Raw genomic sequence first — 15761 nt, 5'->3', positions numbered from 1 at the left:
CCCGAAGGCGCCGCCAGAGCGACGCCAGATTCAGCCAGGTCAGACCGGTCGCAGCCGCTCAGGCCGTGAAGAGCGTGTCGAGCGCGGCGGCGGCCTCGCTGTCCACCGTGTTGTAGGTCACGGTGCCGGCCTCGAAGATGTAGTGCGTGGTGTACTTGCCGAGGCGGGCAAGAATCTCTTCCTGAATCAGCTCGGGCGTGGCGTCGAGTTTCAGGTACCACGCGGTCGATGACAGGCGCGTCTGGAACGCGCCGTATTCGACCATCAACTGGTCGAACGCGAGCGCATCCTGATCGCGGCAGACAATGACCAGATTTCCCTTCATGCATGCCTCCATATTTGTGCGGAACACCGAAGTGGCGCGGTTTGACTCATGCGCACCGTATGTCCTGGCGCACACCGTTCATCCCATGATACCGCGCCTCGCCGGCTGAGCCGGGCGAGCCCCGCACCTGATACGGGCATCCATCGCTTCACTGGTCGCGCAGGCTCGTTGCGCACTCACCAGGTCGGCGCCGCGGCGCGCGGCGGCACGACGCCCTCGGCCGTCATGGCCTCGCAACGGTCGCGCCCCGCCGCCTTCGCCATATAGAGCGCGAGGTCGGCGCGGCTCATCAGACGCTCGGGCTGATCCTGCGCGGCCGCAAGTTCGGTCACGCCGATGCTCACGCTCACGCTCGCCTCCTCCGGCAGCTCCATGCAAACGCGTTTGCCCACCTGCTCGCGCAGACGGTCGAGCACGGCGAGACCCGTGGTGAGCGAAGTCGCGGGCAGCAGGATGCCGAACTCCTCGCCGCCCAGACGGCCGACGGCGTCGTCGGCGCGCAGTTCGGCACGGCAGGTCTCCACGAAATGCTGTAGCGCCCGGTCGCCCGCCGGGTGTCCGAAGCGGTCGTTGATCTGCTTGAAGTAGTCGAGGTCGGCAATCGCCATGCACAGCGGTTTGCCTGCCTCGTAGGCCGTGTCGATCTCGCGGCGCAGCAGGTCGAGGAAGTAGCGCCGGGAGAGAGCGCCAGTCAGCGCGTCGTGGCGCGCCTCGGCGGCGAGCAGGGAGTTCGCGGCCTGCAACTGCCCGGCGAGATCGCGGCTCGCATGGTGCAGACGCCGCTCGCGCACCCACGAGACGGAGATCACCGCCGCGAGCGCCGCGGTGCCCGCGAGTGTGAGGAAAATGAGGAGCCGGTCGCGCCGGTGGTTGGCGATCAGCTCGGACCACGCATTGACCGGATCGACGAGATGCGCCGAAAGCCCGGAGTTCAGGCCGCCTCGCTGTTCGTAGAGGGCAGGCGCGCGTTGGTCCGGCAAGGCGATCATTTGCGCGGCGTCGGCGCGCGGGATCCACGGCGCCTCGCTTAACGCGGTTTTCGATGCCGAGCGCAGCTCGAGCGGCGCGAAGTGTTCGCGCAGATAGGTGTTCACGCGGTCCACCGCGTTCATCTCGGCGACGCGCGAGCCCGGCAAGGCGCGTCCTTCTAGCGCGCTGTCATGGGCCATGATGATGACGCCGTTGTCGTCGGCGACGAATGTGCCCGGGCGGGTCACCCAGTGGCGCAGCCGCGCGATGCTGACCTTCGCGACCACGGCGCCGACCAGCAGGCCGTCGTCATAGGCGGGCGCGGCGACGAAAATGCCGGGCTCGCCGCTTGCCGTGCCCACGCCGTAGGCTTCGGAGAACGCCCCGAGCAGCGTGTCGTTCAGATACGCGCGTGGACGCATGTCCACGCCGACGTAGGAGATTTTTTCGAGCGCATTGCTCGACGCGATGCAGATGCCGTTCGCGTTGACGAGCCAGATCGCATCGAGCCCGGAGAAGCCTTGGGCGTCGTGGAGAAAGCGGTCGATTCCGGCGAGCGCCGGCACGCCCTGCAGCTCCTTGCGCCGCGCCAGTTCCGTCGCATCGCTCGACGCGGCATAATGCGCGGCCCCGGTAAGCGCCTGCTGGACGACGCGGGTCTCGGCCATCGTCGCCGGAATGGCGCGCGACATGGCGAGGTCGCTGGCGATCACTTCGGCCATGTTGTCCACGACCGAGCGCATCATCTGGCGCTGTGCGGCGAGGGCGGCCTCGAACTCCTGGCGGACCATGCGGTCGGCGAGCCAGCCGGCCGCCGCCCAGCAGACGAGCGTGACCACCACGACCCCGAGGGGTCCGGCTGCCTGACGCAAGAGTCTCCTGTTCATCGGCCTTCTGGTTCGTGAGTGGTATTGAGGCGTGGGATCGGCGCCCGGGGGCGCCGGTGCGCCACCGACGGAGCGTGTCGATTTTACCCCTCGAACGGGGGCTGGCGAGCCCGCTCTCGAAGCGTCGGCGCGGCGTTGCGAGGCGGCGCGAGCGGGCGGCGGTGCGAGCGTGGATCGCCAACATGCAAGCCGCATCCCGTCAGCACGGCGATACGCGGCGATGACCGCGGTGCAAGGGACGCACGCGTGGTCATAGCGGTGTCGTGCGCGGACTTTTCGCGTGAGCCAGCGTGTGGCGCGCAAGCGACGCCCACTGGCGTCGGCGGCCTGAATGAGGCAGGAGTGGCGGAAGACGCGGCGTCGCCGTGTCATCAAGGCGTCATCGATGCGTCATCACGATGACGTGCACGAGCCGTTCGCGGACGCGTTCTGGAAGCTCCCCCGAAGGCCGGCGAAAGCGCCGCGAAAGCCCGCGTGCTCTGGCTTTCGCGCAATGCCGGGCGCGGTTGTGAGTGTCATGAAGGTTGTAGTAGTGTCGTGCCGTTTCAGTCGAGGCAAGCCCAGCCGCCAGCCGCCAGCCGCAACTGCGGCGCGGGCGGTGTGTACCACCGCGGCATCGTCGCCGTGTCATCAACGCCAACGAAATTCTGAGTCCATGCGCCTTGTCTTTGTCGATCCGCCATCTCCGCAGCAAGTGCCACGCCTGTCCGGCGGCACGGACGCGATGTCGTCCGCCTTTCTGAAACCCGGCGCGGAGGGCGTCTGAATGGAGTTCAGCTTCAACCTGAACCGCACGGCCAACGCCTCGGCGTGGCGCGTGCTGCCGAACCGCTGGGACTTCGTGGCGTTCCCGCTGATGATCGGCCTGATCGCGATGGCGGCCGTGGGCTTTCACGAAACGATGGCGCCCATCTCGACGCTCAAGACCCAGGTCATCTCGCTCGATCCTGCCAATCTGCCCGAGTACGCCATGCGCACCACGCTGCGCATGCTCGCGGCGATGGTGGCGTCGCTCATCTTCACGCTCGTGTACGGCACGCTCGCGGCGAAGAGCCGCCGCGCGGGCCAGGTGCTCGTGCCGATTCTCGACATCCTGCAGTCGGTGCCGGTGCTCGGCTACATCTCGTTTACGGTGACGTTCTTTCTCGCGCTGTTTCCCTCGCGCGTGCTCGGTGCTGAACTCGCGGCGATCTTCGCGATCTTCACGAGCCAGGCCTGGAACATGACCTTCAGCTTCTACCAGTCGCTGCGCACGGTGCCGCGCGATCTGGACGAAGTCTCGCGAGGGTTCCACCTGACCGCGTGGCAGCGCTTCTGGAAGCTCGAGGTGCCGTTCTCGATGCCTGGCCTCATCTGGAACATGATGATGTCGATGTCGGGCGGCTGGTTCTTCGTGGTGGCCTCCGAAGCGATCACGGTGGGCAACAACACGATCACGCTGCCGGGTGTCGGCGCGTATCTGGCCCAGGCGATCGCGGAAAAGAACCTGCATGCCGTGGGCTGGGTGATTCTCGCGATGATTGTGGTGATTCTCGCCTACGACCAGTTCCTGTTCCGCCCGCTCGTCGCATGGGCCGACAAGTTCCGCATGGAGAACACGAGCTCGGGCGACGCCCCCGAATCGTGGCTGCTCGACCTGATCCGGCGCACCCATCTCATTCATCAGCTGCTCGTGCCGATGGGCTGGCTCTTCGCCAAGGCTGCGCGCATGCCGATCAAGCTGCCGTCGTTTCCGAACGTGACGTTCGCGGCACCCGTGGCGCGCGGCCGCACCGGCTTGCGCGCACGCATCGGCGACGCCGTGTGGGCCGTGCTCGTCATCGCATTGACCGTGTTCGTGGCGTGGCGCGTGGTGGCCTTCGTACGCACGGGCGTGACGCTCGACGAAGTGTGGCACGTGCTCGGTCTCGGCTTCATCACGCTCTTTCGCGTGCTGCTGTTGATCGCCATCGCTTCGGTGATCTGGGTGCCGCTCGGCGTGCTGATCGGCCTGCGCCCGGCGCTCGCCGAGAAGGTGCAGCCGCTCGCGCAGTTCCTCGCGGCGTTCCCGGCGAACCTGCTGTTCCCGGTGTTCGTTATCGTGATCGTGCGCTTTCACCTCAACCCGGACATCTGGCTGTCGCCGCTGATCGTGCTCGGCACCCAGTGGTATATCCTGTTCAACGTGATCGCGGGGGCCAGCGCCTATCCGAACGACTACAAGGAAGCGGCGAAGAACTTCCGCATTCGTGGCTGGCAGTGGTGGCGTCAGGCTATGCTGCCGGGCATTTTCCCGTATTACGTGACGGGCGCCATCACGGCTTCGGGCGGCGCGTGGAATGCGAGTATCGTCGCGGAATTCGTGCAGTGGGGCGATACGAAGGTCGTCGCGCATGGCCTCGGCGCCTACATCGCGCAGACAACGGCGGCCGGCGATTACCCGAAGATCATTCTCGGCATTGCCGTGATGTCACTCTTCGTCACGCTGTTCAACCGCCTCTTGTGGCGCCCGCTGTACACGTACGCCGAGTCCCGTCTGCGGCTCGACTGATCGAACAACGAATGATCGAAGGTAACGCGATGCAAAACCCCAAGACGCTGAGCGCCGCGCACGGCGACGTGCAGACGGCCCCGAACCCGCCGCGCGTCGGCGAAGAAATTCTGAACGTGAAGGACGTGTGCCGGGGCTTCAAAAAGAACCAGGGCGAGCTGCTCGTGCTCGACGACGCCAATCTCCAGCTGCGCGAGGGCGAGATCGTCGGGCTGCTGGGCCGCTCGGGCTCGGGCAAGTCCACGCTGCTGCGCATCATCGCGGGCCTGATCTCGCCCACGTCGGGCGACGTCACCTGGCGCGGCAAGCCGCTCGATGGGCCCGCCGAAGGCGTGGCGATGGTGTTCCAGACCTTCGCGCTGTTCCCGTGGCTCACGGTGCTGCAGAACGTGGAAGCGGGCCTCGAAGCGCAGGGCGTGGGCGCGCGCGAGCGCCGCGAACGGGCGCTGGCGGCCATCGACCTGATCGGTCTGGATGGCTTCGAAAACGCCTATCCGCGCGAGCTTTCGGGCGGCATGCGCCAGCGCGTGGGTTTCGCGCGCGCGCTCGTCGTCGACCCGATGCTGATGCTGATGGACGAGCCGTTCTCGGCACTCGACGTGCTGACCGCCGAAACGCTGCGTACCGACCTGCTCGACCTGTGGACGCAAGGCCGCTTGCCGATCAAGTCGGTGCTGATCGTCACGCACAACATCGAGGAAGCGGTGTTCATGTGCGACCGCATTCTGGTGCTGTCGTCGAACCCGGGGCGCGTGGTGGCCGAGATCAAGGTGCCGTTCAAGCATCCGCGCAACCGTCTCGACCCGGTATTCCGCAAGCTCGTGGACGACATCTACGCGAAGATGACCGCGCGCCAGACCGACGAGACCACCAAGAAGGGCCTCGAACTCGGCAGCTGGCTGCCGCGCGTGTCGACCAACCTGATGGCCGGTCTGATCGAAACGCTCGCGATGGCGCCGTATCACGGCCGCGCCGACATGCCCGAAATTGCGCGCTCGCTGCATCTGGAAGTGGACGACCTGTTCCCGATCGCGGAAGTGCTGCAGAACCTCGGTTTCGCCGACGTGCGCGAAGGGGACGTGCTGCTCACGCCGCCCGCGCGCGTGTTCGCGGAGTTCGGCACGCAGGAGCGCAAGATGATGTTCGCCGAACATCTGCTGCGCCACGTGCCGCTCGCGGCGCGGATCAAGAAGGTGCTCAACGAACGCCCGGGCCATCGCGCGCCGCGCGTGCGTTTCGAGCAGGAACTGGAGGACTTTCTCTCCGATGGCGCCGCCGAAGAGACGCTCGACACCGTGATCGACTGGGGCCGTTATGGCGAGATCTTCTCGTATAACGACCAGTCGGAAATCTTCAGTCTCGAAGACGTGGAGTCCTGAGCGACGCGCGGTTCGCCGGGCATATAAAAGCGGTCGCGGGGTGAGTTCACCCGGCGACCGTTTTTTCGTTTGCGGACAAGACGCGCTATTGCAGCGTGCCCCAGCGCTCCACCGCAGGCTCCGCCGTGGCCCACTTCCAGCCCGACTGGTCCTGACAGGCGCTCGCGGTGAACCACTGCTCGGGCGCGTCGGCCTTCTCGCCGTCCTGCACCGAGAATACGAAGTCCTTGCACAGCGTGAGGGCGTTGGCGAACGCGCGCGTCACGCGCACCTGGCCGTGGCCGTTCTCCACGGGCAAATCGTGCTTGACGCGCCAGATGTCCATGCCACCCACGGGCAGGCGGCCGGCCGTCTCGGCGATCAGCGCCTGCTGGTCCGCGTGCATGCTCTTCATGAAGCGGCCGACGGCTTCGTCGGTGGCCGCCTGCACGGCAATGCCGACGCCGATACCGACGGCGGGATTCGCCGTGACGATGCCCGTGGCCGCCGCAGCCGCGGCGCCGCTCGCCGCGCCGATCGACGAGCACCCGCTCGCCGCGAGCGCGATGCCCGCACTGAGCGCGGCCAGTGCGATGAGCTTCACGCGGCGAGCCGTCGACGAATCCGTCGCAACCTGCCGTACGCCTTTCGCGCGCGCGTTCATGCCGTTCATTGCAGCGCACCCCAACGGGCGGTGGCGGGTTCGGCCGAGGCCCACTTCCAGTTGTCGCCGTCGCGGCACACCGAAGCGACGAAGAACGCGCTCGAGGCGGGCTTGTCCTTCGTGGCCTCGTGATCGACGGAGAACACGATCTCCTTGCAGTCGAGCGCACCGCTGCTGATCGTGCGGCTCACCGTGACGCGGCCATGCTCGTCGTCCTCGATCGGGAACGAGTGCGTGATCGACCACGGCGCGACCGCGCCGACTGCGAGCGGGCCCGCGGCGTGGGCGATGCTGTTTTGGGTGTTGGTATGGACGACGCGCTCGGAGTACTGCACGCCGGCCTTTGCCGCGGCCACGGCGCCAAGGCCGATGCCGGTCGCCACGGCGGCGTTGCTCGTCACTTTCGAGGCGACCGCCGCGCCGGCGATACCGGCGCCCGTTTGCGCGCCTTCGGAGTAGAGCGAGCTGCAGGCCGAGCACGCGAGACTCGCTACCGTGGCGAGCAGCGTGAGCGATATGACGCGTCTGCAGCGAGGGAGCGGGGGGCCGCCGACAACCGTTTCCATGACCGCCGCCGACACCGATGGCGCAACGCGCGCCCGAGCACTTCGTTCTTGCATGATGATTCCTGCCGCTAGCCGGATAGCGCCGCATTGCGCGGATATCCAGCATGTTTTGCTTACTTGACGTGCTGCGGATTGTGCAGCACGGAATTGCTTACGGGGATAGGTAAAGTGCAAGGAATTGCAAAAGGGCGTGCACGGCAGGCCGATCTTTGATCAGCCTGCCGTGCGGCTGCGCCTCGCCGCGCAACGGGCGTGCCGCGGCGGTGGGGGATGGGGACTCAGGCTTCGTTCGCGTCGGGGTCGGCGGGCGCTTCGGTATCGCCGTCGTCGGCGCCGTAGCTGCCTAGCCGGTTGTAGAGCGTCTTGAGGCTCACGCCGAGCGTGCGTGCCGCGAGACGCTTGTCGCCGCCGCAATACTTGAGCGTGCCGAGAATGATCTGCTTTTGCGCATCGGCGAGCGGTGTGCCGATCCAGACGCTCATGGCGTCGCCTTGGGTGACGGGCTTCTTCACGCGCGGCACCAACTGCGGATGCGCGATCTCAACGACTTTTTCCGCGAGGATGAACGCGCGGTACACGGCGTTTTTCAGTTCGCGCACGTTGCCGGGCCACGACCAGTTGCGCACGGTTTCGAGCGCGCGTTTGCTGAACGCCTTTTGCGTGCCTTCCTGATTGTTCAGTTCGGTGAGGAAATGCTGCGCGAGCAGTTCGCGGTCTCGCTCACGTTCGCGCAGCGGCGGCGCGCGCAGCGGAAACACCGCGAGCCGGTACATCAAGTCTTCGCGCAGGCAGTTTTCCTTCACGGCCGTCACGGGGTCGCGGTTGGTGGCGGCGATGATGCGCACGTCGCCGCGAATCGCCTCGTTGCCGCCCACCGGAAAGTACTCGCCGGTTTCGAGCGCGCGCAGCAGCTTCACCTGATGCAGCAGCGACATCTCGGTGATTTCGTCGAGGAACAGCGTGCCGCCGCGCGCGTGCTCGAAGTGGCCGTCGCGCGCCTGCACGGCGCCCGTGAAGCTGCCTTTTTCGTGGCCGAACAACTCGGCCTCGATCAGCTCGTCGGGAATCGCGCCGCAGTTGACCGCGATGAACGGGCCGTCGCGGCGTTCGCTGTGCGCGTGGATCGTGCGGGCAATCAGCTCCTTGCCGGTGCCCGATTCTCCGACGATGAGCGCCGTCGCCTCGGTGACGGCCACGCGGTCGATCTGCGCATAAAGATCCAGCATGACGGCCGACGAGCCGTACAGCAGGCCGTACGACTGCAATCCCGCGACGCGCGCATCCGCGTCCGCTGCGGTATTTCCGTTGTTTTCGCTGTTGCGTTTAGTGGCGGCGGGCGAGCCCGGCTCGATTGACGCCATAGGAATGTTCGTCCTGCAAAGGTAGTGCGGGGCGCTCGCTTCTGCGCGCATCGGCATGCTTCTGCGCGCATCGTCGAACAGGCCCTGCGATCCGGGGCTGGCCGTCCAGGACAGGTGCGGAACTTGCCGCTCCGACGGCCGCGAGGTTGCGTCTTAGAGGTTGGCACCTCGTTAACGCGTAAACATTTAACCACTGCCGCGCCTGACAGGGCAATGGACGTGTCCAGGTACCCCGCGAGCGAGTGTGGCACGCATCCTGCTGCGGAACCTGGAAAGCCCGGCGCCGTCTGCATGGATAGGGGTGGTGGTGGTGGCGGCGAATGCGCCACGCCCGGGCGATGTCATTCGGGTCAACTCGCGTCTTCCGTCTTTGACGAGGCGTATCTGGGAGAGGGCGATATGTCGAAGAACCGCAACGGATTGGTAGGAACCCTGGTGACCGTCGGCGCGCTTGGGGCCATGGCGGGCATGCTCGCCTGGCGTTTCTCGCAGCGTCATCGCATGCAACGGCAATCTTTTTATCGCGACTTGAGCCGCTGGGAAGGCGAAGGCGGCTCACTTGCCGATACCACGGGCAACAATGGACAGGGCCCGGAAATGGCCATGGCCGCTGGCGTCCCGGACTCGCTGGCGCAGGGCGTCAAGAGCCGGACGACGAATGGCGTAAACGGCGCGAATGGCGCGGCCGGCATGCCATGGCCGTTTCCGCACAGCTAGGCGGCGGGGTGGCCGGGGCCACGCGAGAGCCGTGCCCGGTTGTCTCGAATAAGTCTATAATAGTCATATCAACAACAATCCAGGTTCGGGCGGCCCGCGGCTGACGCTATTGTTGCTCAGTTGTAGCAAAACCGCGCATATTCAGGCTTTGGCCGTGTTGGGCGTGCGTCCGACCGTTTCGTACTCCACTGCAGCGCAATCACGTGCGTCGCGACTTCCGCGGGGCCGGGCAACGTTGTCCGGCGCGCCTGGGAAGGGCGCGGCGCTCGCGCTTTGGAGCCATTCACCTATCAAGGCTGACGAGACGCGATGCCACATGTATTGATTGTCGATGACGATGCGCAAACCCGCGAGGCGCTGGCGGCCGTGGTGAGCGACGATGGGCTCACCACCGCGCAGGCAGGCGACCTGCGAGAGGCGCGCATCCAGCTCGTGCGGCAGACGCCGGACGTGGTCTTCACCGACCTGAAGCTGCCCGATGGCAGTGGCACCGACCTTTTCGAGGATCTCGACCCGCGCTCGGGTGTTGAACTCGTGGTCATCACCGGGCACGCGACGGTCGAGACGGCCGTCGATGCGCTCAAGTCGGGCGCGATCGATTACCTGGTCAAGCCGATCAACCTCCAGCGCGTCAAGGCGATCCTCAACCGCTTGCCGCGCGCGGGCGATCTCAAGGCAGAAATCGGCACGCTGCGCGGCGAGTTGCGCCGCATGGGGCGCTTCGGCTTGATGCTCGGCAATTCGCCGACCATGCAGGAGGTCTACGACCAGATCAGCCGCGTCGCGCCGACCCCTGCCTCGGTCATGCTGGTGGGCGAATCGGGCACCGGCAAGGAAGTGGCCGCGCAGACCATCCACCAGTTGAGCCTGCGTCGCAAGCACGAATTCCTCGCGGTGAACTGCGGCGCGATCTCGCCGAACCTGATCGAGTCCGAGATGTTCGGTCACGAGCGCGGCTCGTTCACGGGCGCCGACCGGCAGCACAAGGGCTATTTCGAGCGCGCGAACGGCGGCACGCTGTTCCTCGACGAAATCACCGAAATGCCGATCGAACTGCAGGTGAAGCTGCTGCGCGTGCTCGAGACCGGCATGTTCATGCGCGTGGGCACGACCAAGGAAATCGAGACTGATGTGCGCCTGATCGCGGCGACCAACCGCGACCCGGAGCAGGCCGTCGCCGAAGGCAAGCTGCGGCTGGACCTTTACCACCGCCTCAACGTGTTTCCGATCAGCCTGCCGCCGCTGCGCGAGCGCGGCAAGGACGTCGAGCTGCTCGCCCAGGCGTTCCTCGACGAACTCAACGCGCGTCACGGCACGAAGAAGCAGTTTCCCGCGGCGGTGCGCGACATGCTCGCAGCCTACCCGTGGCCCGGCAACGTGCGCGAGCTGAAGAACTACGTGCAGCGCGCGCACATCATGTCGGGCAACGACGGCGATTTCACGGCGACGGTGCCGCTGCAGATCTCGCTCTCGAAGCCGATTGCCGGCACGGCGGTGACGATCCCGTTCGGCACCTCGCTCGCCGACGCCGATCGCCAGCTCATCCTCGCGACGCTCGAGCAGTGCGGCGGCGTGAAGACGCGTGCGGCGGAAATCCTCGGCATCAGCCTGAAGACGCTCTATAACCGTCTAGTGGAGTACGGCAACGAAACCGCCGGCAAGGGCGATGCGCCCGCGCGCGTAGCCGGCGCCTGAGCAGCATGCGCGAGCGCGTCCGCATGGCGCGCTCGCACGGGCGGTACGACGCTTGCAGTGTGAGTTTCGCGTCCAGGATGAGGAGCGAAAGATGCCCAGCTGCAGAACCAGTGATCCCGTCCGCGTGAAGCCCTGGCTCACGCATACCCCGCAGCCCGATGAACCGCCGCCGGATCAGCCCGGCGAGCCGGACGTGCCCCCCGTCGGCGATCCACCGGCGCAACCGGGCGAAGTGCCGCAGGCGCATCCATTCGACCCTTCGGTGTCCTCTCGATTTCATCGTTCGGGTGGGGCATTGCCCGCCACGTGAGCGTCTGCTCGCACGGCCACGCGAGCCATCGGCCGATAGTTTTTATGTACTAGTTACAAAGGCTCGACCATTTTTACCGGCGAATTCACGCGGCGAACCCTAGACTATAAAAAAGCGCCACAGCCGCGTGGCCGCCTTCCCGCTGGAGGCATCGACATGAGACATCCTGCCTTGCGCCGCTCCGCACGTTACACGGGCAAGCGTGGCCCGCGCGATTCGCAAGAGAAAAGCAGTCCGCAACAGTCGGACGCGCCAGACCCCGCGAGCCAGAATCGCCCGGCGCCTGGCGTGCCGCCCGACGGCGAGCACAACCAAGGCGGGGCGCGGGCCGAGGGTATCGAGTACCAGCGCGATCTCGGCTCGGAACAGGACGCCTGATCCGCTTCGAACCGCGAGTCGCCGCGCGCTGTATGCAGGCCCGTTTCCTGGCTTGACAGATCATCGGGGTATTCCGCACGTGCGTGCTTGCCGCGCGGAATTTGCTCGCGCCGTCGTCTGCAAGAAATGATTTTTGCTCCGGACCCCGCTGCACCGGCACGCGTCTTGCGTACATACCTGAAGCATTGTCTTCGGACCCAACGAAACAGGAGGTAGAGCCGCAATGGGCAGACTGATCGTGGTATCGAATCGCGTTGCGCCGACCCAGGAGGGCCGTCCCGCAGCGGGCGGGCTCGCAGTCGGCGTATTGGACGCGCTCAAGGAAACCGGCGGTGTGTGGTTCGGGTGGAGCGGCGAGACCGTCGCGGAGCCGTGCGCACCGGTCATCGAGCAGCAGGGCAGCGTCACCTACGCGACGGTGGGTCTCACCAGGCGTGACTATGACCAGTACTACAAGGGCTTCTCGAATACGACGCTCTGGCCGACGTTCCACTATCGCAACGACCTCGCGCGCTACGAGCGCCAGGAGTACGGCGGCTACCTGCGCGTGAACGTGTCGCTGGCGCGCCAGTTGCAGCCGCTCATCCAGCCCGACGACATTATCTGGGTGCACGACTATCACCTGATTCCCTTCGCGCGCTGCCTGCGCGATCTCGGGGTGAAGAACCCGATCGGCTTCTTCCTGCACATTCCGCTGCCGGTGCCCGAAGTCATGCGTTCGGTGCCGCCGCACGAAGAACTCATGAAGTTCATGTGCCACTACGACGTGGTCGGCTTCCAGACCGGCGCCGACCGCCAGGCGTTTCTCGACTACATCGAGCGCGGCGGTCATGGCACGGCGAGCGACGACGGCATGGTCCACGCGTGGGACCGCTTCCTGAAGGTCGGGGCGTACCCCATCGGCATCTACCCGGACGCGATTGCCAAAGCCTCGTCGCAGTTCGCCGACCGCAAGGCCGTGCGCAGCCTGCGCGAAGCCATGCGTGGACGCAAGCTGATCATGAGCGTGGACCGGCTCGATTATTCGAAGGGGCTCGCTGAGCGCTTCCAGGCGTTCGAGCGCCTGCTGCAGAACGGGCCGGGCTGGCATGGCCGCGTCTCGCTCCTGCAGATCGCGCCGCCCACGCGCTCCGACGTGCAGACCTATCAGACGATCCGCCGTAATCTCGAAGGCGAGGCGGGCCGGATCAACGGCCGTTTCGCACAGCTCGACTGGACACCGATCCAGTACCTGAACCGCAAGTACGAGCGCAACCTGCTGATGGCGCTGTTCCGCGAGGCGCAGGTGGGATACGTCGCGCCGCTGCGCGACGGCATGAATCTCGTGGCCAAGGAATACGTGGCGTCGCAGAACTCCGAAGATCCCGGCGTGCTGGTGCTTTCGCAGTTCGCGGGCGCGGCCGAGCAACTGCCAGGCGCGCTGGTCGTGAATCCCTACGACCTGAACCAGACGGCCGAGGCGCTCGAGCGCGCGCTCTCGATGCCGCACGCCGAACGCGTCTCGCGCTACAACGACATGATGGCGTCGCTGCGCGAGAACAATCTTTCGGTGTGGCGCGATACGTTCCTCGCCGACCTGCGCAGCGTCGCGACGGCCGCGTCTGTCACGGCCCGGGCGCGCAACGCCGCGCCAGCGGGGAAAGCTTCCGTGCAAACGAGCGCGCCCGAACAGGCGCAGCGCGCAGCGCGCGCGTAGTCAGGCATCGGTGAGGGGCGAAGCGGCGTGCGTGCCGCCCCTGGCCAACTAGCGCACTCTCGACGCAAATGGATCCGCGCGGCGGCCTTCGGGCCGCCGCGTTTTTTGCGTCCGCGTTATCGATACGCGGCGTTACCCGACTTTACGCGGCGCGAGGCGCCCGCTCAGGCTCGCTGACGGGCGGCGCGGCGAACGGCATCGGCGGACGGGTCGGATCGAAATCGGCCCAGTGTCCGTTGTGCCATTGGCCCGACGCGCACTCGATATCGGCTGCGCCCCCGTCGCGCAGCAACTGCGCGGCGAGATCCTGGTTCTCGTAGCAGACGTGCACCGAGAGCAGCACGCCGTCGCTGCGCATCTCGCGATGCACCCTCTCGTAGTGGGCCGACATCTGCTGCGCAGCCGCTTTCGCCCCCACGCTCGCGCCGATGCGCGCCCCGATCCAGGCGCCCACGCCGGCCGCGATCACGACTGAAGGCAGCGCTGCCGAGAACGCGCTGAAAATCACCACGCCCACCACGGCGCCCGCCACGGCGCCCGCGATGATATTGCGGGTGTGATGCGAATGGATTGCGGCGACCGTGGGCGGCGCGCCCATGGCCGTCCCCTGGACGCCGTGGCGCGCATGCTGGCCGCGCGGATTGACGAAGAACAGATTGACGTCTTCTTCGAGAAAGCCGCCCGCATAGAGCTTTTCGGCGGCGGCTTCGGCGGCGGGAAAGGTCGTGAACCGACCAGCGACGATCAGTGACATGGGAAGCCCCCTTTGCCGGATCCGGCAGGTTGACTCGCCGGGCGCGGCCGCGAATGCGGCTCGCCCTGAATCCATGTTAGTGCCTGCGCGCGCGCAGGGTTAGGCCGCGCTTAGCCCGGCGTGTGCGCCGCTGTGCCCGGCATCAGGCGCAGCAGGCTGACCACTGCCGCGACGGCGGCGAAGGCCGTCGCCACGTAGAGCGCGGCGGTCGGTCCGTGTTGCGGTGCAACGCCCAAGATCAGCGCCACGAGCGCCGCGCCGAGCGTCTGCCCAGTGAGGCGCGCGGTGCCGAGCATGCCGCTCGCGCCGCCGCTGCGCTCGCGCGGCGCGGAGGAGAGGATCTGCCGGTTGTTGGGCGACTGGAACACGCCGAAGCCCGCGCCGCACAACGCCATGCGCCAGCAGATATCGAAGACGCCGGGATGCGCGCCGAGCGTGGCGAGCGAGAGCAGGCCGAGCGCGAAGAGCGCGAGTCCGATGCCGCCCAGCATGCCCGCCGGATAGCGGTCGGAGAGCGCGCCCGAGAGCGGCGCGGCGCCGACGATGACGAGCGGCCAGGGCGTCATGAGGAGGCCCGTGTCGACCTGCGAGAAACCGAAGGTCTCCTGCAGCATGAAGGGCAGTGCGACGAAGGCGAGCATCTGCGCGCAGAACGAGCAGACCGAGGTGCTGATCGACAGCGCGAACACCGGGTTCGCGAGCAGATCGACGGGCAACAGCGGCGCGGCCTGCGTGAGCTGGCGGCGCACGAAGAACCAGCCGATCACGATCGCCACCACGAATTCGAGCGCCACGAGGCGATTGCTCTCGCCGTGGCCGAGGCCGTCGACGGCGAAGATCAGGAGGCCGAACACGATGGCGTTGAGCACTGCGCTCAAATAGTCATACGGTGCCGGGTGGCGCTCGTTCACGGGCAGCGCGCGCAGGCCCAGCACGAGCGCGGCGATGCCGATCGGCACGTTGATCGCAAAGAGCCAGGGCCACGTCGCGATGGCGAGCACGCCCGAGGCGAGCGTCGGCCCGACCGCCGAGGCGATCGCGACGACCATCGCGTTGATGGCCACGCCGCGACCGAGCTGCGCGCGCGGATAGATCATGCGTACGAGCGCGGTGTTCACGCTCATGATCCCCGCGCCGCCGAAGCCCTGCACCATGCGTGCGAGGGCGAGTTCCGGCAGCGTGGTTGCCAGTGCGCAGCCGAGCGATGCGACGGTGAACAGCACCATGCCGGCCAGATACACGCGCCTGTAGCCGATGCGGTCGCCGAGCGAGGCGAGCGGCAGGAGCGAGATGGTCACCGAAAGCTGATACGCGTTGACGATCCAGATAGAGCTTGCCGCGCTCGCGTGAAGGTGCCGCGCGATGGTCGGCAACGCGACGTTGGCGATTGCGCCGTCTAGCACGGCGAGTGTGATGCCGAGCGCGACCACGAGGATCGCGTAGTAACGCTGCGGGAAGGGCAGGCCGTTTTCGATGTCGGCGGTGGAATCGGCGGGGAGTTCGGAAAGCGTGGGCATTGACGGGAGAGGCGGCGCGCGATGGACGTGCGCC

At 66.7% G+C, this 15761-nt stretch carries 14 protein-coding genes; 7 read left to right on the top strand and 7 right to left on the bottom strand.

The window, feature by feature from the left end; translation table 11 throughout:
- Window positions 1-58: 58 nt before the first annotated feature.
- Window positions 59-325 (bottom strand): hypothetical protein, encoded by a 267-nt coding sequence (locus M3I53_RS27075; protein WP_254318952.1) that lies wholly within the window; start codon window positions 323-325, stop codon window positions 59-61.
- Between the two features lie 176 nt (window positions 326-501).
- Window positions 502-2181: a sensor domain-containing diguanylate cyclase gene (locus tag M3I53_RS27070; RefSeq protein WP_254318951.1), complete on the bottom strand. Its 1680-nt coding sequence runs from the start codon at window positions 2179-2181 to the stop codon at window positions 502-504.
- Between the two features lie 766 nt (window positions 2182-2947).
- On the opposite strand from M3I53_RS27070, the gene M3I53_RS27065 reads away from it, so the two are divergent.
- Together M3I53_RS27065 and M3I53_RS27060 are read left to right on the top strand one after the other, a co-directional pair.
- Window positions 2948-4711: an ABC transporter permease subunit gene (locus M3I53_RS27065; RefSeq protein ID WP_254318950.1), complete on the top strand. Its 1764-nt coding sequence runs from the start codon at window positions 2948-2950 to the stop codon at window positions 4709-4711.
- Window positions 4712-4740: 29 nt separating this feature from the next.
- Window positions 4741-6090 (top strand): AAA-associated domain-containing protein, encoded by a 1350-nt coding sequence (locus tag M3I53_RS27060; RefSeq protein WP_254318979.1) that lies wholly within the window; start codon window positions 4741-4743, stop codon window positions 6088-6090.
- An 85-nt stretch (window positions 6091-6175) separates the two neighbouring features.
- On the opposite strand, the gene M3I53_RS27055 is transcribed toward M3I53_RS27060, so the two are convergent.
- From M3I53_RS27055 to M3I53_RS27045, 3 genes are all read right to left on the bottom strand, one after another.
- Entirely contained in the window at window positions 6176-6733 is a 558-nt protein-coding gene (locus M3I53_RS27055) for a hypothetical protein (RefSeq protein WP_254318978.1), read from the bottom strand.
- A gap of 5 nt (window positions 6734-6738) precedes the next feature.
- Window positions 6739-7353, bottom strand: a complete 615-nt coding sequence (locus tag M3I53_RS27050) for a hypothetical protein (protein WP_254318949.1) — start codon at window positions 7351-7353, stop codon at window positions 6739-6741.
- 224 nt (window positions 7354-7577) lie between these two features.
- A complete protein-coding gene (locus M3I53_RS27045) occupies window positions 7578-8660 on the bottom strand; it encodes a sigma-54-dependent Fis family transcriptional regulator (protein ID WP_254318948.1) in 1083 nt (360 codons plus the stop codon).
- 399 nt (window positions 8661-9059) lie between these two features.
- Here M3I53_RS27045 and M3I53_RS27040 point away from each other — a divergent pair, with 399 nt between their 5' ends.
- From M3I53_RS27040 to otsA, 5 genes are all read left to right on the top strand, one after another.
- Window positions 9060-9377 (top strand): hypothetical protein, encoded by a 318-nt coding sequence (locus tag M3I53_RS27040; protein ID WP_254318947.1) that lies wholly within the window; start codon window positions 9060-9062, stop codon window positions 9375-9377.
- A 309-nt stretch (window positions 9378-9686) separates the two neighbouring features.
- Window positions 9687-11072 (top strand): sigma-54 dependent transcriptional regulator, encoded by a 1386-nt coding sequence (locus M3I53_RS27035; protein ID WP_254318946.1) that lies wholly within the window; start codon window positions 9687-9689, stop codon window positions 11070-11072.
- A 91-nt stretch (window positions 11073-11163) separates the two neighbouring features.
- On the top strand, window positions 11164-11382 hold the full coding sequence (locus M3I53_RS27030; RefSeq protein ID WP_254318945.1) for a hypothetical protein: 219 nt from the start codon (window positions 11164-11166) through the stop codon (window positions 11380-11382).
- Window positions 11383-11538: 156 nt separating this feature from the next.
- Window positions 11539-11760, top strand: coding sequence for a hypothetical protein (locus M3I53_RS27025; protein WP_254318944.1), 222 nt, complete (start codon window positions 11539-11541; stop codon window positions 11758-11760).
- A gap of 223 nt (window positions 11761-11983) precedes the next feature.
- Window positions 11984-13456, top strand: coding sequence for an alpha,alpha-trehalose-phosphate synthase (UDP-forming) (gene otsA, locus M3I53_RS27020; RefSeq protein ID WP_254318943.1), 1473 nt, complete (start codon window positions 11984-11986; stop codon window positions 13454-13456).
- A 142-nt stretch (window positions 13457-13598) separates the two neighbouring features.
- Here the strand turns inward: otsA and M3I53_RS27015 are convergent, their stop codons facing one another.
- Complete coding sequence (locus M3I53_RS27015) at window positions 13599-14210, bottom strand: hypothetical protein (RefSeq protein ID WP_254318942.1); 612 nt, start codon at window positions 14208-14210, stop codon at window positions 13599-13601.
- A gap of 110 nt (window positions 14211-14320) precedes the next feature.
- On the bottom strand, window positions 14321-15727 hold the full coding sequence (locus M3I53_RS27010; protein ID WP_254318941.1) for an MFS transporter: 1407 nt from the start codon (window positions 15725-15727) through the stop codon (window positions 14321-14323).
- Between the last annotated feature and the right edge of the window lie 34 nt (window positions 15728-15761).

Source organism: Paraburkholderia sp. CNPSo 3272 (genome assembly GCF_024206495.1).
GTDB lineage: Bacteria > Pseudomonadota > Gammaproteobacteria > Burkholderiales > Burkholderiaceae > Paraburkholderia.
Note: the sequence above shows the minus strand (reverse complement) of the source record. Positions and strands in the feature narration are given on the sequence as shown.